At 69.7% G+C, this 24,530-nt stretch carries 21 protein-coding genes and 4 pseudogenes; 10 read left to right on the top strand and 15 right to left on the bottom strand.

The window, feature by feature from the left end:
- Nucleotides 1-228 (top strand): annotated as a pseudogene (locus tag ABZ806_RS25875) (hypothetical protein); the annotation flags it as partial.
- A 139-nt stretch (nucleotides 229-367) separates the two neighbouring features.
- On the opposite strand, the gene ABZ806_RS25880 reads toward ABZ806_RS25875, so the two are convergent.
- Nucleotides 368-2,086 (bottom strand): sensor histidine kinase, encoded by a 1,719-nt coding sequence (locus tag ABZ806_RS25880; protein WP_500219971.1) that lies wholly within the window; start codon nucleotides 2,084-2,086, stop codon nucleotides 368-370.
- 63 nt (nucleotides 2,087-2,149) lie between these two features.
- Complete coding sequence (locus ABZ806_RS25885) at nucleotides 2,150-3,160, bottom strand: Acg family FMN-binding oxidoreductase (RefSeq protein ID WP_500219972.1); 1,011 nt, start codon at nucleotides 3,158-3,160, stop codon at nucleotides 2,150-2,152.
- A 177-nt stretch (nucleotides 3,161-3,337) separates the two neighbouring features.
- Here ABZ806_RS25885 and ABZ806_RS25890 point away from each other — a divergent pair, with 177 nt between their 5' ends.
- Nucleotides 3,338-4,018 (top strand): response regulator transcription factor, encoded by a 681-nt coding sequence (locus tag ABZ806_RS25890; RefSeq protein WP_500219973.1) that lies wholly within the window; start codon nucleotides 3,338-3,340, stop codon nucleotides 4,016-4,018.
- Between the two features lie 6 nt (nucleotides 4,019-4,024).
- On the opposite strand, the gene ABZ806_RS25895 is transcribed toward ABZ806_RS25890, so the two are convergent.
- Genes ABZ806_RS25895 through ABZ806_RS25905 form a run of 3 tightly spaced genes read right to left on the bottom strand, consistent with a single transcriptional unit; the run spans nucleotide 4,025 to nucleotide 6,263 of the window.
- Nucleotides 4,025-4,891, bottom strand: coding sequence for a universal stress protein (locus ABZ806_RS25895; protein WP_500219974.1), 867 nt, complete (start codon nucleotides 4,889-4,891; stop codon nucleotides 4,025-4,027).
- A complete protein-coding gene (locus tag ABZ806_RS25900) occupies nucleotides 4,888-5,385 on the bottom strand; it encodes a flavodoxin domain-containing protein (RefSeq protein WP_500219975.1) in 498 nt (165 codons plus the stop codon). The genes ABZ806_RS25895 and ABZ806_RS25900 overlap by 4 nt, the downstream gene beginning before the upstream one ends.
- Nucleotides 5,382-6,263 (bottom strand): universal stress protein, encoded by an 882-nt coding sequence (locus ABZ806_RS25905; protein WP_500219976.1) that lies wholly within the window; start codon nucleotides 6,261-6,263, stop codon nucleotides 5,382-5,384. Before ABZ806_RS25905 ends, ABZ806_RS25900 begins: the two co-directional genes overlap by 4 nt.
- 139 nt (nucleotides 6,264-6,402) lie before the next feature.
- Between ABZ806_RS25905 and ABZ806_RS25910 the strand changes: the two genes are divergently transcribed.
- Both ABZ806_RS25910 and ABZ806_RS25915 read left to right on the top strand, forming a co-directional pair.
- Nucleotides 6,403-6,717 carry an SHOCT domain-containing protein gene (locus ABZ806_RS25910; protein ID WP_500219977.1) on the top strand — a complete coding sequence of 105 codons (315 nt, stop codon included), beginning with the start codon at nucleotides 6,403-6,405 and terminating at the stop codon, nucleotides 6,715-6,717.
- 79 nt (nucleotides 6,718-6,796) lie between these two features.
- Complete coding sequence (locus ABZ806_RS25915; RefSeq protein ID WP_500219978.1) at nucleotides 6,797-7,318, top strand: CBS domain-containing protein; 522 nt, start codon at nucleotides 6,797-6,799, stop codon at nucleotides 7,316-7,318.
- Between the two features lie 55 nt (nucleotides 7,319-7,373).
- Here ABZ806_RS25915 and ABZ806_RS25920 read toward each other — a convergent pair whose 3' ends face one another.
- Nucleotides 7,374-8,261: a universal stress protein gene (locus tag ABZ806_RS25920; protein ID WP_500219979.1), complete on the bottom strand. Its 888-nt coding sequence runs from the start codon at nucleotides 8,259-8,261 to the stop codon at nucleotides 7,374-7,376.
- A gap of 185 nt (nucleotides 8,262-8,446) precedes the next feature.
- Here ABZ806_RS25920 and ABZ806_RS25925 point away from each other — a divergent pair, with 185 nt between their 5' ends.
- Both ABZ806_RS25925 and ABZ806_RS25930 read left to right on the top strand, forming a co-directional pair.
- A complete protein-coding gene (locus tag ABZ806_RS25925) occupies nucleotides 8,447-10,864 on the top strand; it encodes a glycoside hydrolase family 65 protein (RefSeq protein WP_500219980.1) in 2,418 nt (805 codons plus the stop codon).
- 182 nt (nucleotides 10,865-11,046) lie between these two features.
- The gene (locus ABZ806_RS25930; protein ID WP_500219981.1) at nucleotides 11,047-11,463 is read left to right on the top strand and encodes an Hsp20/alpha crystallin family protein; all 417 of its coding nucleotides are present in this window, start codon (nucleotides 11,047-11,049) and stop codon (nucleotides 11,461-11,463) included.
- Nucleotides 11,464-11,893: 430 nt separating this feature from the next.
- Here the strand turns inward: ABZ806_RS25930 and ABZ806_RS25935 are convergent, their stop codons facing one another.
- The 4 genes from ABZ806_RS25935 to ABZ806_RS25950 form a co-directional block, all read right to left on the bottom strand.
- Nucleotides 11,894-12,742, bottom strand: a complete 849-nt coding sequence (locus ABZ806_RS25935; protein ID WP_500219982.1) for a universal stress protein — start codon at nucleotides 12,740-12,742, stop codon at nucleotides 11,894-11,896.
- Between the two features lie 57 nt (nucleotides 12,743-12,799).
- The gene (locus ABZ806_RS25940; protein ID WP_500219983.1) at nucleotides 12,800-13,633 is read right to left on the bottom strand and encodes a universal stress protein; all 834 of its coding nucleotides are present in this window, start codon (nucleotides 13,631-13,633) and stop codon (nucleotides 12,800-12,802) included.
- 238 nt (nucleotides 13,634-13,871) lie between these two features.
- Nucleotides 13,872-14,912: a zinc-dependent alcohol dehydrogenase family protein gene (locus ABZ806_RS25945; protein WP_500219984.1), complete on the bottom strand. Its 1,041-nt coding sequence runs from the start codon at nucleotides 14,910-14,912 to the stop codon at nucleotides 13,872-13,874.
- 90 nt (nucleotides 14,913-15,002) lie between these two features.
- Nucleotides 15,003-15,686, bottom strand: coding sequence for a DUF4389 domain-containing protein (locus ABZ806_RS25950; RefSeq protein ID WP_500219985.1), 684 nt, complete (start codon nucleotides 15,684-15,686; stop codon nucleotides 15,003-15,005).
- Between the two features lie 254 nt (nucleotides 15,687-15,940).
- Between ABZ806_RS25950 and ABZ806_RS25955 the strand changes: the two genes are divergently transcribed.
- The 3 genes from ABZ806_RS25955 (at nucleotide 15,941) to ABZ806_RS25965 (ending at nucleotide 18,762) form a co-directional block, all read left to right on the top strand.
- Complete coding sequence (locus tag ABZ806_RS25955; protein WP_500219986.1) at nucleotides 15,941-16,789, top strand: universal stress protein; 849 nt, start codon at nucleotides 15,941-15,943, stop codon at nucleotides 16,787-16,789.
- A gap of 185 nt (nucleotides 16,790-16,974) precedes the next feature.
- Complete coding sequence (gene gap, locus ABZ806_RS25960; protein WP_500219987.1) at nucleotides 16,975-17,973, top strand: type I glyceraldehyde-3-phosphate dehydrogenase; 999 nt, start codon at nucleotides 16,975-16,977, stop codon at nucleotides 17,971-17,973.
- 489 nt (nucleotides 17,974-18,462) lie between these two features.
- On the top strand, nucleotides 18,463-18,762 hold the full coding sequence (locus ABZ806_RS25965) for a transposase (protein ID WP_500219988.1): 300 nt from the start codon (nucleotides 18,463-18,465) through the stop codon (nucleotides 18,760-18,762).
- A 136-nt stretch (nucleotides 18,763-18,898) separates the two neighbouring features.
- Here the strand turns inward: ABZ806_RS25965 and ABZ806_RS25970 are convergent, their stop codons facing one another.
- From ABZ806_RS25970 to ABZ806_RS25990, 5 genes and pseudogenes are all read right to left on the bottom strand, one after another.
- Nucleotides 18,899-19,411, bottom strand: a complete 513-nt coding sequence (locus ABZ806_RS25970) for an integrase core domain-containing protein (protein ID WP_500219989.1) — start codon at nucleotides 19,409-19,411, stop codon at nucleotides 18,899-18,901.
- 34 nt (nucleotides 19,412-19,445) lie between these two features.
- Complete coding sequence (locus ABZ806_RS25975) at nucleotides 19,446-19,877, bottom strand: hypothetical protein (RefSeq protein WP_500219990.1); 432 nt, start codon at nucleotides 19,875-19,877, stop codon at nucleotides 19,446-19,448.
- Between the two features lie 69 nt (nucleotides 19,878-19,946).
- Nucleotides 19,947-20,234, bottom strand: a pseudogene (locus ABZ806_RS25980) (integrase core domain-containing protein); the annotation flags it as partial.
- Nucleotides 20,235-20,241: 7 nt separating this feature from the next.
- Nucleotides 20,242-21,548, bottom strand: a pseudogene (locus tag ABZ806_RS25985) (IS30 family transposase).
- A gap of 140 nt (nucleotides 21,549-21,688) precedes the next feature.
- Nucleotides 21,689-22,617 (bottom strand): annotated as a pseudogene (locus ABZ806_RS25990) (IS3 family transposase); the annotation flags it as partial.
- 594 nt (nucleotides 22,618-23,211) lie between these two features.
- On the opposite strand from ABZ806_RS25990, the gene ABZ806_RS25995 reads away from it, so the two are divergent.
- Nucleotides 23,212-24,081, top strand: a complete 870-nt coding sequence (locus ABZ806_RS25995) for a proline dehydrogenase family protein (RefSeq protein WP_500219991.1) — start codon at nucleotides 23,212-23,214, stop codon at nucleotides 24,079-24,081.
- The last annotated feature ends 449 nt before the right edge of the window (nucleotides 24,082-24,530 follow it).

Below are 24,530 nucleotides of genomic sequence, written 5' to 3' on the forward strand. Positions count from 1 at the left end.
CTGATCCTCGGCATCGGGATGCGGGTCGCCGCCGCCGGCGGCGCGGCACTGCTGGTCCTGATGTGGACGGCGGTCCTGCCCCCGGAGAACAACCTCTTCATGGACGACCACATCATCTACGCGATCCTCATCGTCGGACTGGCCCTGGTCAGCGCCGGCGACACCCTGGGCCTCGGCCGCTGGTGGAGCACGACCCGCCTGGTCGAAAGGCTCCCCTTCCTGAAGTGACCAACGGCAATCGCCAAGGACGCCCGCCCTGCGGCGGGCGTCCTGCTATGGGCCGGTGTTCCGGCGCCACCGCCGCCCACGTGCCGGGATGCTCTATCTGCGAGGCTCAATGGCCGCGGAAGTTGTCGGTCGGCACCAATCAGGCTTCCTTGAGCGGTGCCTGCCAGGTGAGGACCGTGCCGCCGTCCGGGCGGGGTTCGGCGGTAAAGGAGCCGCCCAGCTTCTCTGCCCTTTCGGCCATGTTGCGCAGGCCGCTGCGGCGGCCCTCTTCGGGGATGCCGACGCCGTTGTCCTCGACGCGGAGGAGCAGGTCGTCGTGGACGTCGATCGCCACGGTGACCTGGGATGCGTGGGCGTGGCGGGCGACGTTGGACAGGGCCTCGCGGACGACAGCCTGCAGATGTTCGCCGCAGTCGTCGTCGACCGCGGTGTCCAGCAGCCCGTCCAGCCGCACAGATGGGGCGAACCCCAACTGTTCGGCGGCGGCGTCCACGAGGGCATGCACGCGGCTGCGCAGCGATTCGGTGTCGGCCGGCGCCTGCAGCGCGAAGATCGTCGAGCGGATCTGGCGCATGGTGTCGTCCAGGTCGTCCACCGCCCGCTGGATCCGGACCGCGACCTCCCGCTTCTGCGTGATCTTGATGGCGGCCATCAGCGTCATCGCCGTGGCGAACAGCCGCTGGATGACGGTGTCGTGCAGGTCCTTGGCGATCCGGTCGCGGTCCTCCAGCAGCGCCAGCCGCTCAGTGTCACGGCGCCGGTGGGCCAGTTCCAGCGCCACCGCCGCCTGCCCCGCGAACGCCTCCAGCAGCCGCTGCGCCCCCTCGGAGAACACCGCGCCGCCTGGTGGATTGACCACGGAGATCACCCCGCGCGCGGCCTCACCGACGCCCAGCGGAACCGCCAGCAGCGGGCCCACCGGCACCTGAGTCGGCACCTGAGCCTCGCGGGCCGCCTTGCCCCCGTCGGTCAACCGCAGTGAGACGCCCTCGGTGAACACCGGGCCGGCCACCGAGTGGTCCAGGGGGATTCGCAGGCCCTCCAGCCGCTCGCCGCCGTCGCCGTGCGCCGCCTCCACCAAGAATTTCCGCCCGTCCTCGTCGGCCAGCGCCACCGTCGCCAGGCCCGCTTCGGTTATCTCGCGAGCGCGCTGCGCCACCAGCGCGGTCACATCGTGCGGGTCGGTACCCGACAGCAGCGCCGTGGAGATTTCCGTGGACGCCTGCAGCCAATGTTCGCGGCGCCGCGTCTCCTGGTACAGCCGGGCGTTCTCGATCGCCACACCGGCCGCCGTCGCCAGCGCGGTCACCACGACCTCGTCCTCGTCCTCGAACTCGCCGCCGCCGGCCTTCTCGGTCAGGTACAAGTTGCCGAACACCTCGTCCCGCACGAGGATCGGCACCCCCAGGAACGTCCGCATCGGCGGATGGTTCACCGGGAACCCTACGGAGTCGGCATGCTCGCCCAGGTCCGCGAGCCGGATGGCACGTGGCTCGCGGATGAGCAGGCCCAGGATGCCGTGCCCGTGCGGCCAGTGCCCGATCGCGTCGATCTCGTCCTCGCTCGCCCCCACCGTGATGAACTGGACGAGCCGCTCCCCTTCCTCAGCGATCACGCCGAGGGCGCCGTACCGCGCGTCGACCAGCGTGGTCGCCGCCTCGGTGATGCGCCGCAGCACCGACTCAAGATCGAGTTCGCTGCCGATGGAGACCACGGCCTCCAGCAGCGCGTGCACGCGGTCACGCGTCGCCCGCGCGGCCTCCAGCCGTGTCTGCAACTCGGTCAGCAGGTCGTCCAACTGCAGCTGCGGGAGAACGAGCCTCGCCCGATCTTCACCGGCTCGGGGTTCGTCGGCCATACGCCCAGTATTCCCGGCGACACCGGTAATGTCAGCCCTGGATCAACGACACCGACCATGCGGTCATGTCTCTTCGATCACTTCCCCGACGGGGCGGCGGACCGTTCCCAGCTCCTCCGCTGCGGGGACGCCGAGGCGCAGCAGCATCTGCGGGTGAGCGCCGCCGCAGAAGCCGGTCTTGATGAAGGCACGCAACTCGGGCACTTCGAGGGCCTGCGTGTGGAAGGCCGCTGCCAGGTCGCGTTCGGTGGCCCTCAGGAGTACACGCTGCAGGGCCTGCCCCGCGCGCAGCCAGTCGGCGGGCTCATCGCCGCCGGAGACCAGCAGCAACGTCAACCCGGCCAGCGCCTTTTCCTCGTCCTGCGTGCTCTGCGCACCCCACCCGTGGCCGCGAGCGAAGTCCCGGGCCGGGAAGTGCGGCGTGGTCTGCGGGGTCCGCTGCGGGTAGGCGCTCTCCTGGACGCCGTCGGCCCTGGACGTCCGGGGCGAGGGTGCCCAGCGGGCGATCTCCGCCTTATGCGCCGGAGTGCGCTGCTGGACGTGCTCGGCCGCCTCGGTCAAGGCCGCCAAGGCCCCCTTGACGTGGGCGTCCACGGCCTCGACCAGCCGGGCCCCCTCGCGCTCGGCGTCGTGCCGCATGGCCGCCAGGACCCCGGCGGGCACCGGGTCGGAGCGGAATCCGCCCCGGTGGGTGCGGCGCCGCCGGATCTGCGCATGCTCACGCAGGGTCTGCTGGTCCGGGGGCTCGCCCGGCTCTAGGTCGATGTCGGCCAGCAGGTGCGGGCGATCTGGGTCGGGCAGCAGCCGCACACCCGGGATGTACCCGAACGCGCGCAGCGAGGTCTTCAGGTTGTAGAGCGCGGCGCCACAGCTGATCATCATTTCGCGGCCGTCCGGATCCGCCACGTCGAGGCGGCGGTCGATGTCGGCGCTCAGGCTGATCCGTGCCCCGTGCAGGCCGAACCGCCATGGCTGGGTGTTGTGCACCGAAGGGGCCCACACCGCATCCTCGACGGCCTTGCGGGCATCGGCCAGCACCTGCTCGGACGGGCTTACCGCGTTGCTGTACTGCATGGTCGCTCCCTTCGAGGTCGGCTGTCCTCATTCATGCCCCGAAAGTCGGGGTAACTGCCGGGACGAAGGTCCGCTGTGGCAGAGACCTCCGTATCGACCGGTCCCCGTGCTCCCGGTGGCGATCCTCACCGACCGGGTAACGTTCAGGCATTGCGGGAAAGGCAGGGGAATGCTGCAATGACCAGTCCGAGCCGTGATGTCACCGGCCCCATCCGGGTGTTCCTGCTGGACGATCACGAGGTCGTCCGCCGCGGGGTGGCCGCGCTGCTGTCGGCCGAGGACGACATCGAGATCGTCGGAGAGGCCGGCACCGCCGAGCACGCCCTCGCCCGCATCCCGGCCGCCCGTCCCGACGTGGCGGTGCTGGACGTCCGGCTGCCCGACGGCGACGGCGTCGGCGTCTGCCGCGAGCTCCGCTCCCAGATGCCCGACCTGGCCTGCCTGATGCTGACCTCCTTCGACGACGAGGACGCCCTGTTCGAGGCCGTCATGGCCGGGGCGGCCGGCTACGTCCTCAAGCAGATCCACGGCTCGGACCTGGTCGGCGCCGTCCGCACCGTCGCCACCGGCCAGTCCCTGCTCGACCCCCGCTCCACCGCCCGCATGCTGCAGCGCCTGCGCGACCGGCAGGACAAGCAGGACCCGCTCAAGAGCCTGACCGAGCAGGAGCGCCACATCTTCGACCTCATCGGCGAGGGCCTGACCAACCGGCAGATCGGCGAGCGCCTCTTCCTGGCCGAGAAGACCGTCAAGAACTACATCTCCAACATCTTCGCCAAGCTCGGCATGAGCCGCCGCACCCAGGCCGCCGCCCTCGCCGCCCAGCTCAAGGCCGATTCCAGGAAAAGGCACGAGTAGGGCCGCTCAGGGGCGTCCGGGGACGATGGCGACCGGGCAGTGCGCGCGCAGGAGCATCGCGTGGCCGACCGACCCCAGCAGCAGCCCGGTGAATCCGCCGCGCCCGCGCGAACCCACGACCAGCAGATCGGCGTGCACGGACGCTTCGGCCAGGACGCGCGCGGCCCTGCCCCGGACGGCCTCGGCCACGACCTCGACATCGGGGTACTTCGCCCGCCACCCGGCGAGTGACTCGGCGAGAAGGCGCTGTTCGTCGGCGGCGAGGCTCTCGGGGTTGTAGACCAGCGGAAGCATGTCGCCGGGTCCGGTGGAGACGGGATGCGTCCAGGCCAGCAGTGCCCGCAGCCGAACCCCGCGCACGGACACCTCCTCGAAGGCGAACCCGGTCGCATCGGCTCCGGCCGGCGCCCCGTCGACGCCGACCACGATCTCGCCGTGGCCGGACGGTCGGAAGGCGCGGACGACCACCGCGGGGCAGGGCGCGTGCGCGGCGACCTGCATCGCCACCGAGCCCAGGACGAGGCCGGAGAGGCCGCCCGCGCCGCGCGGGCCGGTCACGAGCATGAGCGCGTCCCGGGACTGCTCGATGAGGACCTTGGCGGGCTGCCCGCCGGTCTGCTCCCCCGTCACATCCAGGCCGGGCAACCGCCCACGGGCGCGGGTCACGCCGGCGTCGACGATTCCCTGGCCGTCGCGCAGCATCTGCTTCCTGACCTGCGCCGCTCCCAGGTCGTCCGGGACGTCGAACAGCCACGGGGCGACGGCGTACACCACGTGCAGCGCCGCGCCTCTGCGGGTTGCCTCGGCGGCGGCCCAGTCGATCGCGAGCAGGCTCGGCTCCGAGCCGTCCGTCCCAACGACGATCTTGTTCATACGGTGACCCTCCGCAGCTCGCGGGCGATGCCGGCGGCCCACTCCGCGACCTGGTCACGGTCCCGGTAGTCGCCGCTCATCCGTTTGGCGATCTTGGACGCCAGGAAGCCCCGGGCGTCCGGGGCCAGGCGTCCGCCGAAGGTGGCGTGGCCGCGGGCGTGCAGCCGGTCGGCGAACTTGGCGACGCCCGGAACGGGCTCGATCGTGCGCTCCCGCGCGGTGTGGTCCAGCGGGCCGCTGCTGAACAGCCACACCGGCCGGTGCGCCAAGCCGCTGGCGTGATGCCGGACGAAGCGGCGCGCCTCCCGATGCCAGCGCCCCTCGTACAGCGCGCCGCCGACGACGACGGCGTCGTACCCGTCCAGGTCCGGGACCTCCCCAGCCGGACGCACATCGGGCTCCACACCCGCCCGTCGCAGCGCGGCGCCGATCCAGTCGGCGACCTCGGCGGTGCCTCCGCGTTCGGAGGCGTACGCCACCAGTACTCGGATCATGACGACTCCTCGATGTTCGGGTCGCGCTCATGGACGACCGCGATGGGGCTCGGCGCCTCGTGCAGCACGGCACGGGTGACCGCGCCGAGCAGGGTTCTGGGGGACGATCCGATCCCGCGATCGCCGACCACGAGCAGCAGCGCGTCCCGGGCGTTGTCGGCCAGGACGCGCTGGGCGCGTTCCATGACGAACCGGCGTTCCACGGCGACATCGGGATAGGCGGCCAGGCACGGCTCCACCGCAGCGGCGAACCGCACCTTGGCCTGCTTCTTGATGGCTTCGGGGTCGGTGAACGGCAGCCGTTCGGGGCCGGGCAGCGCGGCGGGATCCCACCACGCGCACACCAACGTGACCGTGGCATTGCGGAGCCTGGCCTCCCGCAGGGCGAATCGCAGTGCGGCCTCACTCGCCGGCGAACCGTCGATGCCCACGACGATCCGCGCGGCCGGCCGCCGTTCATGGGCGGGCACGACGACCACGGGTCGATCTGCATGCGCGGGAACATGCAGGGCCGTGGAGCCGATCGGCAGCTTGTCGAATCCGCCCGCCCCTCGGGCACCGATCACGATCAGCGCCGCGTCCGCCGACGCCTCCAGGAGCGCCCCGGGCGGCGTGCCCTTGACCAGCAGCGGCCGGACGTCCAGGTCCGGAGCGATCCGACAGGCGAGCCGGACACCCTCGTCGAGGGCCAGAGCCGCCATTCCCTGGACGATCTCCAGCGTGTCCTGGTCCCGCGGAGTCAGCGGGTAGGGCCAGGTCCATGCGTGGCAGACCAGCAGGGGCACCCCCCGCAGGGACGCCTCAGCAGCCGCCCAGCGCACTGCGCGTTCGGCCGCCGGTGAGGCGTCGAACCCCACCAGAACAGCACGTCCGTCCATTGAGGTCACCTCCTGGCTTTCAAGCCTCATTGGTCGGGGGCGCCGGATTCAGGGGCATGGGTCCGCCGATGCGCAGGACCTTCGGCCCTGGGTGTGCTCTGGCCGGGATAGCAGGCTGGAGGCAGAAGGAGGTGCGGTCATGAACATCGGATACGCCCTCGTGGCCGCCGCCCCCGGCGGCGGCTGGGGACACATGGGAAACGGCGGCTGGTCCGGCTGGATGTGGCTGTGGGGGACGGCGATGGTCCTGTTCTGGGTCATCGTGATCGGCGCGGCGGCATGGCTGGTCGTCCGAGCCGCGACACCGCACCGCGCCCCCACGCCGAGTTCTGCGACGGCGGGGCTGGAGCACGCCCGCGAGATCCTCGCCGAGCGCTACGCACGCGGCGAGATCGGCACCGAGGAGTACGAGGAGCGGCTGGCCAAGCTACGCAGTCCCAACATCCGCGCCTGACCTCTGCCGTCCCAGCAGACCCGACGCAGAGACCCGACGCGCAAGGCCCGACAAGGCCGAGATCACCGGGAGGAAGAGCATGACCGCGCACCCGCCGCTGGAACAGCGCCCCGCCGCCGACGTGATGACCCGGGACCTGCTCACCATCGCCGCGAGCGAGTCGGTGCTGATGGCCTGGGAGCTGATGTGCAAGGCCGAGGTGCATCATCTACCAGTCACCGACGACGAGGGCGGCTTCCTCGGCGTCCTCGACGCGCAGACGCTCACCTCGGCGTGGAACGCCGCCGTCCCGCAGCATGCCCGCCGGCCCGTGACGAGCCTCCTGCCGTCCCGGCCGCCCGCGACGGTGCGGCCATCGGCCACCATCCGCGAAGCGGCACGCGCCATGCTCGAATCCAGCACCGACTACGTACCGGTCACAAGCGACCACGGTCGGCTAGTGGGCCTGATCACCGCCCGAGACCTGATCGCCGCACTCGCCGGGCTGGAACGCGACATCGCCCCGCCCAGAGGCGGCATGCCGTCCCTCTACCGCATCGAACCGATACTGCCGAGTACCCCGCCGGCCCACCCGGGCCACAGCACCTTGGCACCCGACTGAGCGAACCCGTCGCGCCCCGGGTCCGGCGTCCGCGCCCCAGGGCTCGGCGACACGGTCAGGCGGCACGCCGCGTGACCTGCCGCGGCTGCGGGACGATCGCCACCGCGCACGGAGCGTGGTGCAGCATGGTCGAACTCGTCGCGCCCAGCAGCAGCGGATCCAGGCTTCCGGTGCCGCGATCGCCCACCACCAGCAGATCGGCGTCCGTGGCCGCCGCCAGCAGGGCCTCGCGGGGACGCTCCAGCAGCAGTGATACCTGCACGCCGACCTCCGGGTAACGCTGTCTCCACGGCTGGACCGCCTTGTCCAGCATGGCGGCGCGCGTCTCGAAGAGCTTGTTCTTGTCGGTGAACAGGGGCAGGTCGGCCTCGAGGACGGCGCCGGGTTCCCAGGCGCCGTAGACCACGCGCAGGTCGGAGTCGCGGAGGGCGGCCTCCTCGATCGCGAAGCCCAGGGCCGCATCCGCGCCGGCTGATCCGTCGACGCCGGCCACGATGAGTCCGTGCCGTCCGCCGGTGTCGCGGACGGCGATCACAGGGCGCCGCGTCCGCGCCGGCAGTTGCACCGCCGTGGATCCGGCGAGCAGCTGGTCCCGCTCGTGGGAACCAACGACGATCAGCTCCGCGTCGTCGGACTCGTGCACGAGTGTTTCGGTGACGGGTTCGCGTCTGAGCAGCGTGGAGACTTTGCCGCCCGCTCCCAGGTCGCGGGCTCGCTGGGCGCCTTCGCGTAGCAGGTTCTCACCGGCTCGCTGGACGATCACCTCAACACCGGCGTCCACGTATCCCGGTGGATAGGGCCAATGCCAGCAATGGCACACGATCAGGTTGAGTTCACGCAGGCGGGACTCCTCTGCCGCCCAACGCAGCGCGGGCTCGTTCTCCTCGGTCCCGTCATACCCGAACAGGATGTTCGGCCGCTGGGTCCGTATCAGTGTGGTCATCCGCCCGTCCCCTTCCTCAAGCCATGGACACAGTTCCAGTCTTGGCAGGCCGCGCACGCGTTGGAGGGGCCCAAGGTCCCAGGGCGGGCGGGTCGTCCGGCACTGCCCGGGAGGGACGCCTGGTGAGAACGTGGCGGTGCCGGGAATGCCCTGCGGAAGGCCCTGCGAAACTGCGAGAGGTCACCATGGAACGGTGGATCCTGTCCTATGACGACTACACCCCTGAAGCCGAGGGGCTGCGGGAAGCCCTGTGCACCTTGGGCAACGGCTACTTCGCCACCCGGGGCGCCGCTCCCGAGTCGTCCGCCGACGGCGTCCACTATCCGGGGACCTACATCGCAGGCTGCTACGACCGCCTGCCGGCGGAGATGGACGGGCGGCACACCCACAACGCCGACCTGGTCAACATGCCGAACTGGCTGCCGCTGACCTTCCGCGCCGCGGGCGGCGCCTGGTTCGACCTGGACCGCGCCCAGCGGGACGAGCGCCTGCTGTCGTATAGGCAGGAGCTCGATCTGCGGCGCGGCGTGCTGACCCGGCTGGTCCGGGTGCGTGACGCGCAAGGGCGGACGACGCGAGTGGCCCAGCGCCGGATCGTGTCGATGGACGATCCCCACCTGGCCGCGCTGGAGACCACGATCGTGGCCGAGGACTGGAGCGGCCCGATCGAGATCACCTCGGCGGTGGACGGACGCGTCGTCAACTCCGGAGTGGAGCGGTACCGGAACCTGCCCAACGCGCACCTGACGCATGAGAAGAGCCCGCAGCCGAGTGATCCAGAGCTGCTCCTGCTCCGCGCTTCGACCGTTTCATCCAAGATCGGTGTCGCCGTGGCGGCCCGCACCCGCGTCCGCCCGCCGGTCGAGCGGGGCCATCGCGCCGAGGACGGCTGGACGGGCCAGGACCTCACCGTGGACGCCGACGAGGGCGTGCCGGTCACTGTGGAGAAGGTCGCCGCCGTGTTCACCTCCCGCGACCGCGCCATCGAAGAGCACGGCCAGGCGGCCCTGGCGGCCGCCGCCGGCGCGGGCGGCTTCGACACCCTGCTGGAGAGGCACACACTGGCGTGGTCCAGGCTGTGGCGGCGCTGCCAGCTGAGCGTCGATCAGATCGAGGTGCAGCGCGTTCTGAACCTGCACATCTTCCATCTGCTGCAGACGGTGTCGGAGCACAGCGTCGACCTCGACGTCGGTGTCCCCGCCCGCGGCCTGCACGGCGAGGCCTACCGCGGCCACGTCTTCTGGGACGAGCTGTTCATCCTGCCGTTCCTGACCATGCGGTTCCCCGAGATCGCCCGCGCGCTGCTGATGTACCGGTGGCGGCGCCTGCCCGCGGCGCGCCATGCGGCGACCGATGCCGGGCACAGCGGGGCGATGTACCCGTGGCAGAGCGCGGCCGACGGCCGCGAGGAGACCCAGCGCATCCACCTCAACCCGCGTTCCGGCCGCTGGCTGCCCGACCACTCCCACGTGCAGCGCCACGTCGGGCTGACCATCGCCCACAACGTGTGGCGCTACTACGAGGCGACCGGGGACACCGGGTTCCTCGCCGAGTACGGCACCGAGACCATGCTGGAGATCGCCCGGTTCTTCGCCGACCTGGCCGCCTACGACCGCTCCACCGACCGGTACCAGATCCGCGGCGTCATGGGCCCCGACGAGTACCACGACGCCTACCCCAGACGCGACGAGCCCGGCCTGGACGACAACGCCTACACCAACGTCCTCACCGTCTGGGTGCTGCGCCGGGCCCTCGATGCGCTCGCCCTGCTGCCCGAAGACCGCCGCGTGGAACTGCGGGAACGCCTCGCCCTGACCCGCGAGGAGATCACCCGGTTCGAGGACGTCGCACGCAAGATGTACGTCCCGTTCCACGACGGCGTGATCAGCCAGTTCGACGGCTACGCCGACCTGCCCGAACTCGACTGGGCCGGCTATCGCGAGCGGTACGGCGACATCCGGAGGCTGGACCGCATCCTCGAAGCCGAAGGCGACTCCACCAACCGCTACAAGGCCTCCAAGCAGGCCGACGTGCTCATGCTCTTCTACGTCCTGTCCCCTGGCGAACTCGACGACATCTTGCGGCAACTCGGCTACGAGCACGGCCCTGCCCTGGCCGCCAGGACCATCGCCTACTACTTGCCGCGCACCAGCGACGGTTCCACGCTCAGCTCACTGGTGCACGCCTGGATCCTCGCCCGCACCGACGGGGACGAGGCCTGGCGGATCTTTCTGGAATCGCTGTTCAGCGACATCACCGACGCCCAGCACGGCACCACCCCCGAAGGTGTCCACCTGGGTGCGATGGCGGGCACCGTCGACCTGCTCCAGCGCTGCCACGCAGGAATCACCACCCGCGGCGGCACCCTGCGCCTGGAGCCGCGGCTGCCCTCGGCGATCGGCGAACTCCGCCTCGGCCTCCGCTACCGGGGCCACTGGGGCATCGACCTGACCTGCCGGCAGGACCTGGTCCGCGTGACCCTCCGACCCGGTGCCGCCTCCCCCATCCACATCCGCTACGCGGACGAGGACATCCAAATCCCCCCGGGCGCATCGTGGGAGAGCCCCTTGCTGCATGGCCGGACGACACCACCCGGCGCCTGACCCGGCAGGGGCCGACACGGGATGACTTTGGTCCCGGCGGCGGGTGACTCATGGCCGTGGGGACGATCCGCTTCCAGCGGAAACATGAAGGTGCATCCCACCGATGAGGAGCGGAAGCATCCGAATGCCCACCATGCTCCCCACCCGTGGGTGTCGCTCAGATTCGAGCCGAGGGAGGCACCATGAGCGCACTGGAGCGGCGCGAAACGCGCGGCATCTTCCCCGAACTGTTCGACTGGATCGAGTCGCCGCTCACCGCGTTCCGCACCGGGACCGGCCAGGCCATGCGGGTCGAGAACTACATCGACGAGGGCGACCACGTCATCCGCGCCGAACTGCCCGGCATCGACCCCGACAAGGACGTCGAGATCACCGTCACCGGAGGCGTCCTGCGCATCCACGCCGAGCGCCACGAGGAGAAGAAGGAGGGCCACCGGTCGGAGTTCCACTACGGCTCCTTCACCCGGTCATTCACCCTCCCGGCCGCCACCGAGATCGACGCCATCAAGGCGTCCTACGACAAGGGCATCCTCACCGTCCGCGTGCCGATGCCCAAGGCCGCCAAGGCCGAGGCCAAGCGGATCACCGTCGAGAAGTGAGACCGGCGGGCGGAGGGCATCGCATCGAGGACTCGGTTCGATGCCCTCCGTCCCCGTTCGCGCCCGAAGTGAGATGAGGCCGGTCCGGGCTGCCTGCCTGCGCCACGCCCCCTGCCCCGTCGTGTTCGTCGCCCGCAGCACCGGCCAAGACCGCGCCCGGGCCAAGGTCTGGCATCACCTGCAGGAGGGGCGGACGCCATCTGACCCCGTGGCATTGGCCTCCGCCGTCGGTGCCGGCGAAGGTGGAGCACGGGGCCATGAACGACACCAGGATGGGGACGAAAAACCGCCCGCGATCCGCAGGCCGCGGCTTCTTGACGAGGACGGCTCCGGCGCTGCTCAGGAAGTACATTTTCACTGAACAGGCGTGTCCATCAAGCTTCTGCCGGTGTAGGCCGGAGCACAGGCCGTAGCCATCGGCACGTCGGCTTCACACCCCGGCGGGACAGGGGACGACCGCGACCGGGCAGTGTGCGTGGTGGATGAGGGCGTGCGTCACCGCGTGGCTGCGCGCCACCGGCAGGCCCGTGCGCGGGTGCGTGCCGGCGATCACCAGGTCGACGTCGCGGGACGCGGCGACGAGGGCGGCGGCGGGGTTGTCCTGGACGATGTCCACGCCCGGGTGGTACTTGCGCATCGGGGCGTGCGCCTCGATGACGCGCCACCGCGCCCGCTCCTCGATGCGCCGCAGGTCGCCCCCCGCTCCGGGCTCGTCCAGCGCTTCGGGGAACGGCCAGGCGTGCACGACCCGCAGTCTGGCGTTACGGGCAGCGGCGGCCCGGAAGGCGTACTCCAGGGCCGCGCCATCGTCTCCGAGGCCGATGCCCACGGCGATCTCGCCCCGCTCAGCCGCCGGCTCGCCGCGTACGAGCACCATCGGGGACGCGGCGTTCCGGACCACTCCGAGCCCGACCGACCCCAGCAGGAGCCCGGCGAACCCGCCCAGGCCGCGGTGCCCCACCACCAGCTCGAACGACTCCCTGGAGTGCTCGGCCAGCACCTGGACGGTCCGTCCGGACGCCAGTTCGACACTCACCTGCACCCCGGGCCGGCGGGCGTGGGCGACGCGCTCGGCGCCCGCAAGCACCTCGCTCCCCGTGCGGGAGAGCGAGCCCGCCTCACCGGGCGCGAGGGTCAGCGGCACGTCGAACGGCCATTTCTCAATGGCGTGGACGATTCTCAGGTCGCTCTTGTACCGGGCCGCCTCATCGGCTGCCCAGGCCACCGCGTGCTCGGACGGCGCCGAGCCATCGGCGCCGACGACGATGGGATTGGACATGATCAACGCCTCCTTTTCACTCCTTCAACGGCTGCCCTAGCACAGACCGTGACGACCTCAGCCGCAGTCGGGCACGACGACGACAGGGCATCGTGCGTGGTGCAGCACCGTGTGATTGACCCGGCCCAGCACCATCCCCGCCAGGGGGCCGCGCCGACGGCGAGCACCGACCACCACCAGTCCCGCGCTCTCCGACGCCTCCACCAGCGCCTGGGCGGGTGTCCGGTCGGAGACCAGCCAGTCGACCGCGACATCGGGGTACCGCTCCCGGTAGCCGGCCAGGCACTCCGCCAGCTCCATGTCCTCGATCACCCGGCGGCGCGGGGAGAACTCCCCGCCCACCGCATGCAGAGCCAGAACCCTTGCATTGCGGAGCGCGGCCTCCTTGAACGCCCACTCAATGGAGAAGCGTTCGTCGTCCAGCCCCTCGATCCCGATCACGATGTCCGCCGGCGCGTCGGACGGGTACGGCGCCGACCGCGACACCACCAGCACCGGGCAGCGGGCGTGCGCGGCGGTGTACAGGCCGACCGAGCCGAACAGCAGACCCTCGAAGCCGCCCTGCCCGCGCGACCCGACGGTCACCAGGTCGGCGTGCTCGCTCTCCTCCACCAAGGCCCGGCCGGGATCGGCCGACACCAGCCGCGTCTCGGCATCGAGCCCCGAGTGGAGTTTCAGCGCGTACTGGCGGGCCTCGGCTAGCAGATCCTCGCGTTCGGCGACGAGGCGGCGCAGCGCGTCCGGCGGGATCGTCCCCTCGTCCAGGAGGGCACGCGAGGCATGCACCAGGAGCAGCGGGAGATGATGACGGTGGGCACGGTCGGCCGCCCAGTCCAGTGCGCGCCACGCATGCGCGGAGCCGTCGATTCCCACGACGATCGGAGCCGGCATCCGTCTTCCTTCCTCATTCATCGTTCACGTTCATTCTCGATGCTAGGGCGAAGCTCTCAGCTTCTTCTGCGGCCGAAGGTCCCGCCCCGGGCGACAACGGTCATCAATCCGCATCTGCATCTCGGTGCCCGGCGACAGCCTCACTTGGCCCGCTCTCAGCCCAGCAAACGCCCTCGTCCAGGGGCGGAGGCGGGGAACTGCGGCCACCACGGGGATGGCCGCAGGTTCCATCGTCGGGTCAGCGGGTCAGGACGACCTTGAGCGCGCCGGTGTCGGCGGCGTCGCCGAAGACGTCGTAGGCCTTGATGAACTCCTCCATCGGGAAGTGGTGGGTGATGAACCGTCCGGCGTCGAGCTGACCGCCGGCGACCAGCCGCAGCAGTGTGGGCGTGGAGTAGGTGTCGACCAGCCCCGTGGTGATCGTGATGCCGCGGATCCACTGCTCTTCCAGGTGCAGGGTGGCCGGGCCGCCGTGCACGCCGATGTTGGCGATGCGGCCGCCTGGCCGGGCCAGCGCCACCGCCGCCTCGAAGGTCGCGGGCACCCCGACGGCCTCGATGGCCACGTCCGCGCCCAACCCGCCGGTGAGGTCCCGGACGGCCGCGAGCGGATCCTGGCGCGAGTTGTTGACGGTGACGTCGGCGCCGAACCGCTTGGCCGCCTCCAGGCGGCTGTCGGCGAGGTCGATCGCGATGACCCGGCTGGGGCTGAACAGCCGCGCCCCCATGATCGCCGACAGCCCGATCGGCCCGGCACCCACGACCGCGACGACATCGCCCGGACGGACGGCCCCGTTGAGGACCCCGACCTCGTATCCGGTCGGCAGGATGTCGGCCAGCATCAGCACGTCCTGGGCGGGCACCCCGTCCGGAAGCGGGTGCACGGAGGTGTCGGCGAACGGCACCCGCACGTACTCGGCCTGCGTCCCGTCGATCTTGTGCCCGAGGATCCAACCGCCACCGCCCATGCACAGTCCGTAGCGGCCCTCGCGGCAGAACCGGCACGTCCCGCACGCGGTGATGCACGACACCAGCACCTGGTCGCCGGGCTTGACCGTCCGCACGCCCGCACCGACCGCCTCGACCGTCCCGACCGCCTCATGCCCCAGGATCCGGCCGTCGGTCACCGCCGGGACGTCGCCCTTGAGAATGTGCAGGTCCGTCCCGCAGATGGTCACCGCGTCGACGCGCACGATCGCATCGCCGTCCTCGACGATCTGCGGCTTGGGCACTTCCTCCCACGCCTTGTTTCCAGGGCCGTGGTACACCAGCGCTCGCATGATGCGCCTCCTCCATCGATTCGGCTGAGGTCTTCAGAGTCGAACTCGCCGGCCCGGCACCGGCAGGGGCCAACGTCCCGGGACATGGCGCTAACGTCCCTCCCCTGCCATGTCGGTGTGCATCACCGGCTCTGCTCCGCCCATGTCGAGCCGGAACGGCGGGTACCGGTCGGTCATCAGAAAGGCATAGGCGGCCACCCGCAGCGTCCAGCGGTTCATGCCCATGACGAAGCCGAAGACACCGCGCAGGTAACGCGTGGTGAACAGCAGCGCGACGGCCGCGATGAGGACCAGCACCCCGACCAGGCCGGGCACGTTCCGGCTCCCATCATCTGAGCCGATGCCGATGCCTCCGCCGGTGAACAGGGCGATCACCAAGTAGTGCGGGATCGCCAGCAGCCACCACTTCACCAGCACCAGCCCCCGCGACAACCGCTCCGGGTAATCGATGTCCAGGCGAGCCGGATAGTCGGGGACGTCCTTCAACGTGAAAGGCGGGTACTGGTCGGTCGCCAGCGCGCCGTACCCGTAGAAGGCCACCCGCCACACCCAGCGCAGCACCCCGAGGTTGAACTCGAAGATCGACCGGGGATAGTCGCCCGTGAACAGGATCGCGAAGAAGGCGACCACGGTCAGCACCGCGAAAGCGATCCCGAGGAAGAACAGCACGATGTAGTGCGGAATCAGCAGCAGCCACTTCAACAGCCACAGCCACCGCGACAGCGGCTCATCCAGCCGACCGTCCACCCGGACCGGACTCTCACGACCGTTCATATCGGCCTCCACGGGTCTAGCACCCAGGCCATGCGGTGACGACCGGGCACCATTTACTGCGACCGTCGTCGCAATGGCCGCTGAACTGTAGGGAGATAGGTCCCTTCCCTTCGAGGACCTAGGTCATCCTTGCCTCTCGGGGACGTTGCTCCCCGGCCCAGTCGGACCAACGGGGGTAGAGCAAGAGACTGGTAGCGGAGACAGTGAGGTCTGGAAGGGCATCCGACCCAGTGAGCAGAAACGGCGGACGCACGATGAGACCTGACCAGGACACCAGGCCGTGGAGAGAGCCCGGCCTGCTCGTCGGCTATGACGACTCCGACGACGCACGCTTCGCGCTGGGATGGGCGCTCGCCGAGGCACGGCTGCGGCACTGCACCGTCACCGTCTGCGACGTTTGGAGTCCGCCGTGGGACGCGGGCATCGACGACCTGACCGCCAACCTGTTTCGCACCGGGGAGAGCCGCATCCTCGGTGAGGCCGTCGCCATGGCCCGCCGCTGGGAACACGGAGTCCCTGTGCACCCCTTGCTCCTCCGAGGGTTCCCGGTGACCGAATTGAGGCACGCGAGCTCACAGGCGGATCTGCTCGTCGTCGGCTCACGCGGGCACGGCGCCATCGGCCACGTGCTGGGCTCGGTGAGCGCCGGTGTCGCCGCGCACGCCCCGTGCCCGGTCGTGATCGCACGTCCTCCACTCGCGCACCGCCCGGAGACACCCATCATGGCCGGGTTCGACGGTTCCGATCTGGCACGGCAGGCGCTCAAGATCGCCTACTTGGAAGCCGAACTGCACAACGCCCCGCTCATCGTCCTGCGCGCCCTCCTACCGGGCGCCGGCTGTAACGACCCGGCCGAACCCGGACTCGACCTGGAAATCGACCGGCTCGGTGCCAGGTATCCGTCGGTCCGGTGCCGGGTGGAAACGAGTCCCGGCAAACCCCGCGACGTGCTGCTGGAGGCCGCCCAGGACGCGAGGATGCTGGTCGTCGGATCGCGCGGCGCCGGTGGAGTCCGCGGTCTGGTGCTGGGCTCGGTCAGCCAGTACCTGGTCCACCATGCGCCCTGCACGATGGTCATCGCTCACCATCGCAGCGCGCCTTAGGGGCATCCGTAGCGCTCCGCTCTTCTAGGGCCGAAGGTCCCTTTTCCCAGCGCAACACCGCGGACGCCCGCCGCGACGAAGGTCCCTGGCGCCGTCCACTTGGTTCCACCGAGCCTGGAGAGGTCGCAGACCATGTCGGCCGGCGAGAGTCCTTGAGCCGACACCCGCAACCCATGGGAGACGAGATGACCACCCCGGTAGGAATCAATGGATTCGGGCGCATCGGGCGCAACTACCTGCGCCTGGCGCTGGAGCGCGGCCAGGAGGTCGCCGCGATCAACGATGTCACCGACACCGCCACACTCTCGCACCTGCTGATGTACGACTCCACCTACGGCAGGCTCGGCCGGACAGTGGAGCACGACGATGCAGCACTGATCGTCGATGGCCGCCGCATCCCGGTCACCGCCCACCGCGATCCCGCCGACCTCGACTGGGGCGCGGCCGGCGCCGAGATCGTGATCGAGTCCACCGGCAAGTTCCGCCGGCGCGAGGACGCCGCCGCGCACCTGAAGTCCGGCGCCCGCAAGGTCATCCTCTCCGCCCCCGGCAAGGACGTCGACGCCACGCTCGTGATGGGCGTCAACGAGCACGTCTACGACCCCGACCGGCACACCGTCGTCTCCAACGCCTCCTGCACGACCAACTGCGTCGCCCCCATGGCCAAAGTGCTGCACGACACGTTCGGGGTGGCCAAGGGCTACATGACCACCGTCCACGGCTACACCAACGACCAGAACCTTCTCGACTCACCGCACAAGGACCTGCACCGCGCGCGTTCCGCTGCCGTGAACATGATCCCCACCAGCACGGGCGCCGCCCGCTCCGTGGGCGCGGTGATCCCCGAACTGGCCGGACGGTTCGACGGCATGGCCCTGCGCGTGCCCGTCGAGGACGGATCCCTGGTCGATCTCGCCTGCCTGCTCGACCGCCCGGCGACCGCCGACGAGATCAACAAGGCCTTCGAACGGGCCGCCGACGGCCCCCTCGCCGGAATCATCCGGTACAACACACACCCGATCGTGTCCCGCGACGTGATCGGCGACCCGGCCTCCTGCGTCTTCGACGCCCCGCTCACCCAGTCCAGCGGCGACCTGGTGAAGGTGTTCGGCTGGTACGACAACGAGTGGGGCTACACCTGCCGCCTCGCCGACCTCGTCAACCACGTCGCCGCCCGTCTCTAATTGCGTTTCGATCATTTTCACCGCTGTGTCGTTGGCCGGCCCGCTTCCCCGGGGCCGCACGGGCCGGCCCCGGGACCTGTGTCTCAGGCGCGCGTCCGCTCCGGCTCAGGACCGAGCGGGTTCCCGCAGCGATCTCCAGGTCCTCACGTGCCGGCACCACGATCGTCGCCACGGCGGCACCGGGCGGGCTGATCACAGCGTCACCGCGGGCGGCGGCATTGAGCGCGGGATCGATCTCGAGACCGTGCTCCGCGGCTCCTAGGACTTCCATCCAGGCGCGGGCACCTGCCCGATGGTCAACTCGCCGAGTTGCCAGCGGGGTGACTCGTCCCGTACCACCCCTGTCGGCGCTTCCAGATCGGGCACCGAAACCCTGGTCAAATCAACCTCCGAAGCCTCCACCGCCTGCGCCACGCCTCCCCATGAGGTGCCCCGGATCTTCCGGACAGCTCCCCAACTAGTGTTGGGGAGAAGCGGAAAGGAAGGTCGTTGGCACGGCAGAGGCGGCGTTTCACCCAGGAGCACAAGGACGAGATCGTCCGCATGGTCTTGGACGGCCCGCGCCCCATCGCCCACGTTGCGCGTGAGGTCGGGATCCACGACACCACCCTGGGCAACTGGGTGAAGGCCTACCGCAGAAGGCACGGTGACGCGGCCGCCGCCGGCACTGGCGGAGGCGAACGGAAGAGCGAGCGGAAACTCCAGCTGGAGCGAGAGAACCGCAAGCTCCGCGAAGAGAACGAGTTCTTGAAAAAAGCCGCGGCCTTCTTCGCCAAGGATCACCGGTGACAGCCAAGTACGAGTTCATCGACGCGGAGAAGGCCAGCCACGCCATCATCGACATGTGCGCCTGGCTGCACGTGTCACGATCGGGGTATTGCGACTGGCGCAGCCGTGTCCCTGCCGAAAACCTCGTCCGCGCAGGTCAAGCGGCATGTTCGTACTCGTTGAGGATTCCGCCCAGCCGTTGTCTTCTTCGAATGTTCAGGTGGGCGATCTCGTCGGAATCGACGATTGGTGGAGGCAACGGCCTTAACGGGCGGGCGTTGGTGATGCCCTGATGGGGCCGATGCTCGTTGTAGAAGGTCTCGAACTCGTGGAGGGCGTGGAGCAGATGCCGCTGGTTCCAGATCAACGTGCGGTCGAGCAGTTCACGGCGGCAGGTCTGGACCCATCGCTCCATCACCGCGTTCATCCTGGGCATCCGCACCCCGGTCAGCACCGTCTGGATGCCGGCATCGGTCAGAACGGTGTCGAAGAGGTCAGGGAATTTGGCGTCGCGGTCACGGATCAGGAACCGTGCCCGGCAGCCGGCATCCTCCAGGTCCATGACCAGGTTCCGCGTCGCTTGGGTCACCCACGCCGCGGTCGGGTGAGCAGTCGCGCCCAGGACACGGATGCGGCGGGTGTGGTGCTCGATGACCGCCAGCACGTACATCCGCGCGCCCGTGAGCGTGACAGTCTCCAGGAAGTCACAGGCCAGCAGTGCCTCGGCCTGGGGAGCGCAGGAAGTCGGCCCAGGGTGTGGCGGAACGCTCGGGTGCCGGATCGACGCCGGCGTCGTTGAGGATCTCCCAGACGGTGGAGGCCGCGACCTTGATACCGAGCACCAGCAGTTCGCCGTGCACCCGTCGATAGCCCCAGCCCGGGTTCTCCCGCACCAGGCGCAATACCAGCAGCCGGACGGAGCGGACGGTCGGTGGACGACCCAGCCGCTTGGGTTTGGATCGGGCGGCGTGCCGACCGGCAATCAGATCACGGTGCCAACGCAGCACCGTGTCCGGCCGCACCAGGAGCCGCATCCGGCGCAGTACACCGCGAGGCAGCCGGTTCAGCAGCGCCGCAAGCAGTGCTCGGTCCGGAGCAGTGAACCGCACCCGCGTCCCGGCCAGCTGGCGCTCCAACACGGCGACCTGATGCCGCAACACCAGGATTTCGGCGTGGGGGCTTCCCCTCGAAATGTGGACACCGGTTCATGCGGCAGCGGTCAGGCTACCTGTGGTCTTCTCGTAGTTGATCGGTGAGAGCTGGCCGAGGGCCGAGTGGCGGCGGCGGGTGTTGTAGCGGTTGATCCAGGCGAACACGGCCTGGCGGGCGGTGCGTGCGTCGGGCCAGTGAGCGGCTCCTTGGAGGGTTTCGCGTTTGAGGGTGGCGTTGAACGCTTCGGCGGCGGCGTTGTCGGCGCTGGTCCCGACCGCGCCGCGGGACCGGGTGACCCTCAGCCGGCGGCACGCCCGTTCGAACTCCGTACTGCAGTACTGCTTAGGTTCAAGGAGTCGTCGCAACACTTCCTGTCGGAGAGCATAGATGCTCGCTGAAGGCTTCGGCCGGGGTCTTCCATCCCAGGGTTTTGCGGGGGCGGCTGTTGAGAGCGGCGGCGACGGCATCGAGTTCGTCTAGGCCGTGTCTGCTCAGGTTGGTTCCCTTGGGGAAGTACTGGCGCAGCAGGCCATTGGTGTTTTCGTTGCTGCCGCGTTGCCAGGGGCTGTGCGGGTCGGCGAAGTAGATCTCCAGTCCGGTGTCGATGCGCAACTGGGCGTGCTGGGCCATCTCCGCCCCTTGATCCCAGGTCAGCGACCGGCGCAACTGCTCGGGCCAGGTGGTGAGCGTGGCGGCGATGGCATCGCGCACCGCCTCGGCTCCGTGCCCGGCCAGCGGCGGGCCGTTGTTCACCCGCGCCTGGGCACCATGGCCGTCCATGGGCGGCAGATGTAGCAGCATGGTGTAGCGGGTGGTCCGCTCGACCAGGGTGCCGATCGCCGAGCTGTCGAGCCCGATGATCAGATCACCTTCCCAGTGTCCGGGCACGGCCCGGTCATCGGCCTCGGCGGGCCGACGGCTGATCATCACCTCGTCGGTGACGAACTTCTTGCCGCGGCCCCGAGTCCGGGCGCGGGGCACCCGCAGCGCCCGGCCGGTCCGCAGGCACGCCGTCAGCTCACGCTTGAGCGTCCCACGCCCCTGGAAGTAGAGGGCCTGGTAGATGGCCTCATGTGAGATCCGCATCGTCTCGTCCTCGGGAAAGTCGACCTTGAGCCGGTGGGCGATCTGCTCCGGGCTCCATGAGCGGGCCCCCAGCGTCGATCCTTGCGGCGCCCGTGCCGCCGCCCGATCCAGCGGACTTGCGGCCCGGGAACCTTGGTGCCATCGGGATGTGAGATCACGCCCGCGAGCCGGTCCTGCACATACTCGCGCAGCCGGTCGTGGGCGGCCAGTTTGCTCACCTTGGGGCGGCGGGCGGCCCGGTCGGCGTGCCACTGGGCCACCGAGGCCCGGTAGTCCAACCGACCGCCGCGCGTGGCGGCGTTGCGGCGCAATTCCCGCGAGATCGTCGACGGATGCCGGCCCAATCGGCGGGCGATCTCACGTACCCCGCACTCCTGGGCCCGCAGCACCGCGATCTCCTCGCGCTCGACGAACGACAGATAGCGGCCCGACGACGGCTCGAGACTGATCGGCGGCATCCCGCCACCCTCACGGAACCAGCGGGGCCCCAGTGGCTGCGACACGCCACACGCGATGGCCGCGTCCTCGCTGGACAGCCCTTCAGCGATCTTCCGCCAGAACCGCCGCATCTCCTCGCGCCGGTTGACCGGCGGCCGACCCGGCGACCGCAGCGGCCGACGACCCGCCTCGATCGCCGCACGCGCCCTTCCCTGCGCCACAACACCCCTCCTCGATCCAGGTGTTGCGACGACCAGTTGAATCCGCCCTGTGCGCCGTTGTCGCTGTGGAAGATCGCCTCCTCCAGCCGTCCACCGCGGGTGGCCGCGGCCGCTTGCAGCGCGTCGACCACCAGCTCGGTGCGCATGTGGTCGGCGATCGACCAGCCCGCCAGCCGCCGCGAGCCCAGATCCAGCACGGTGGCCAGGTAGAGGAACGACCCGTCGGCGACCGGCAGGTAGGTGATGTCGCCGACGTAGCGCCGGCCGGGGGCCGGGGCGGTGAAGTCCCGCTTGATCAGGTCGGGCACCGGGGAGGCGTCGGGGTCGGGCACCGTGGTGCGGATCTTGCGGCGCAGCCGTAGCCCGGCAATCCCGAACGCGCGCATCACCCGCCCGATCCGCTTATGGTTGACCCGCAGCCCCTGGTCGCGTAGCTCGGCGGTGATCCGCGGGGACCCGTAGGTGCCGTCCAGCTCGGCGTGGATCCTGCGGATCCGCCCGGCCAGGTCCTCATCGGCACGCCGCCGGGCCAGCCGGGCGGCGGCGGCCTTGCGCCACCGGTAGAAGCTGGAACGTGCGATCTGCAGCACCCGGCACAACCGCTTCACCCCGTAGGTGTGACGGTGGTCGTCGACGAACTGGAAGCGGTTCACCAGCGCGTCTCCCCGGCGAAATATTTCGCGGCCTTCCGCAGGATGTCGCGTTCGGTCTCCAGCTCACGGATCCGTGCCTTGAGCTGCTGGTTCTCCTGTTCATGCACGTCAGCAGACGACAGGGCGCGCTGTGCCGGCGGCAGCTGCGCGGGGGCCGGCCGGGCCGGCGCCGTCCCACGCCGCCGGGCCTCCAGCACCCAGTTGCGCAGCGTCCCCCGGCTGATCCCCAGGTCGGCAGCGATCCGCTTGTAGGTGTTGGACGGATCGGCCAGGAACAACGCCACCGCGTCGGCCTTGAACTCCTCCGGATAATGCTTCAGCGCCATCAAGGACACATCCTTCCCCTAGAACCCATGATCCAGGGCTCAGGGTGTCCACACTTCAGGGGGAAGGCCCGTCCTTCTCCTGATCGGTCATCGGAAGCATGCGAAGGGCGGCGAAGGTGTTCGCCACAGTCAAGTAGGCAAAGCGCAACAGCACAACCACCCATCATCCCGCGGCACAGCCGCGTCGTAACCCATCCCGGAACTGTCCAAGCCCGGCACCACTTCCTGCCAGGCACTACGTCCCTCACCTGCACGGACGTAGTTTTCGGCACGCACACCGCTCGCCGACCGTGCAGCCGAACTCGCCGAACTGGCATCCGAGGCCCACCAAGCGCCGATCGACGGCATTCCTGGTCTCATAGCCCCGCCCCACCCGGAAGCAGCCGCCATAACCCCGGCCTGATGTGGGGTTGGGATTGGCGGGGGCGGTCATGGTGACGCGAGGGTTCCTCCCGTAGATGGCACTTGCGGAATCCCTACGGGTCACCGTCGACACCGCCCTTGCAAGGACCCTCGATGTTCAGTTCAAGCGAATTTGCCGTATCTGCCTCATGCCGCCACCGCGTTAACGAATGGGCCGTTCCGCTTCACCCGATGACCGACGAGCAGGCTCTTTCGACGGTTCGTGCCCTCTTCCCTGACCGCCTGGTTACCCTGAACCGCTCGGGAGAACCGGTCGCCGACCGTTCCCACGCCGCCTGCAACGCCGAGGCGTATCGCAGCCTCCTGCGCCGCCTGGCTGAGCCCGGGCTGGCCAAAGCCGTCGACGTCTCCATCAGAGCATCGGAGATGGGCGGGGACCAGGCTTTCGACGGCGAAATGATCGCACTGGACAATCTCAGGCTGATCTGCCGGACCGCTGCGGACGTCGGCGCGACCGTCACTGTCGAGATGGAGGACCACAGCACTACCGACAGGACGATATCGATCGTTCAAGACCTGCGTATGGACTATCCATGGGCGGGAGCAGTTCTGCAAGCGCGCCTGCGGCGCACACGGGCCGACTGCGGCGAACTGGCCTACACCGGATCACGTGTCCGCCTGTGCAAGGGCGCCTATAAGGAACCAGTCTCGGTCGCCTACCACGACTGGCGCGAGGTCGACGCCTCCTACGTGCAGTGCCTGAAAGCGCTGTTGGAAACCCAGAGCCACCCCATGGTGGCCACCCATGATCATCGCCTCATCGAGACCGCACGCCGACTGGCGCGGATCGATGAACGAGCACCGGTGGACCTGGAGTTCCAGATACTCCGCACGGCGCACCCGAGTCTGCAGCGCCACCTCGCCGGCCAATGCCTGAGGACCCGCGTCTACCTGGCTGGCGGTACGCGCGGATTGCCGGGACTCCAACGTGGCCCCTCCGTCCCTTCCCGCTCAACTGAACGGCCGGATACCACCAGCCCCGCAGCCGGCACGCTCCCCCGCGACGCGTCGGCCGCGGCACTACCAACTCCACCCCGATGACCCAATAGCCCCCGACTTTCGTGACCCCGCACCCGCTGACCCGTTCTGGCCGTGGCGAGGATCGATGGCAGACGAGCACAGTGCCGACAGTGCGTTCCAGGATGCCGCACTGGTGGCCGCTCCGGCTCAGGCGACGGGCTCGGTGAAGGAGCCAGGGAGCACCACCACGAGCCGGCGGCGGTCAGAGCCAAGGTGAATCTCACTTCGGCCGGCGGCTGGGGGATCATGCATGGTCCACGTGCCCATCGATGGACTGCCGTACGCGGCAACGCCATCGTCGTCGATCTCGGCGCCCCCGCCGAACTCCGGTCATGATCTCCGACCGCCGACTGATCATCGCCTCGGTCGACTACGGCTGACCATCACCTCCGAGGCAGCTGACCGTCGCATGAGGCACGGGTTATCCCCATCCGGGATCGGACGCCGGGGCTCGATCACTTGAACGATCT

The sequence above is a fragment of the Spirillospora sp. NPDC047418 genome, from assembly GCF_040643275.1.
Classification (GTDB): Bacteria; Actinomycetota; Actinomycetes; order Streptosporangiales; family Streptosporangiaceae; genus Spirillospora.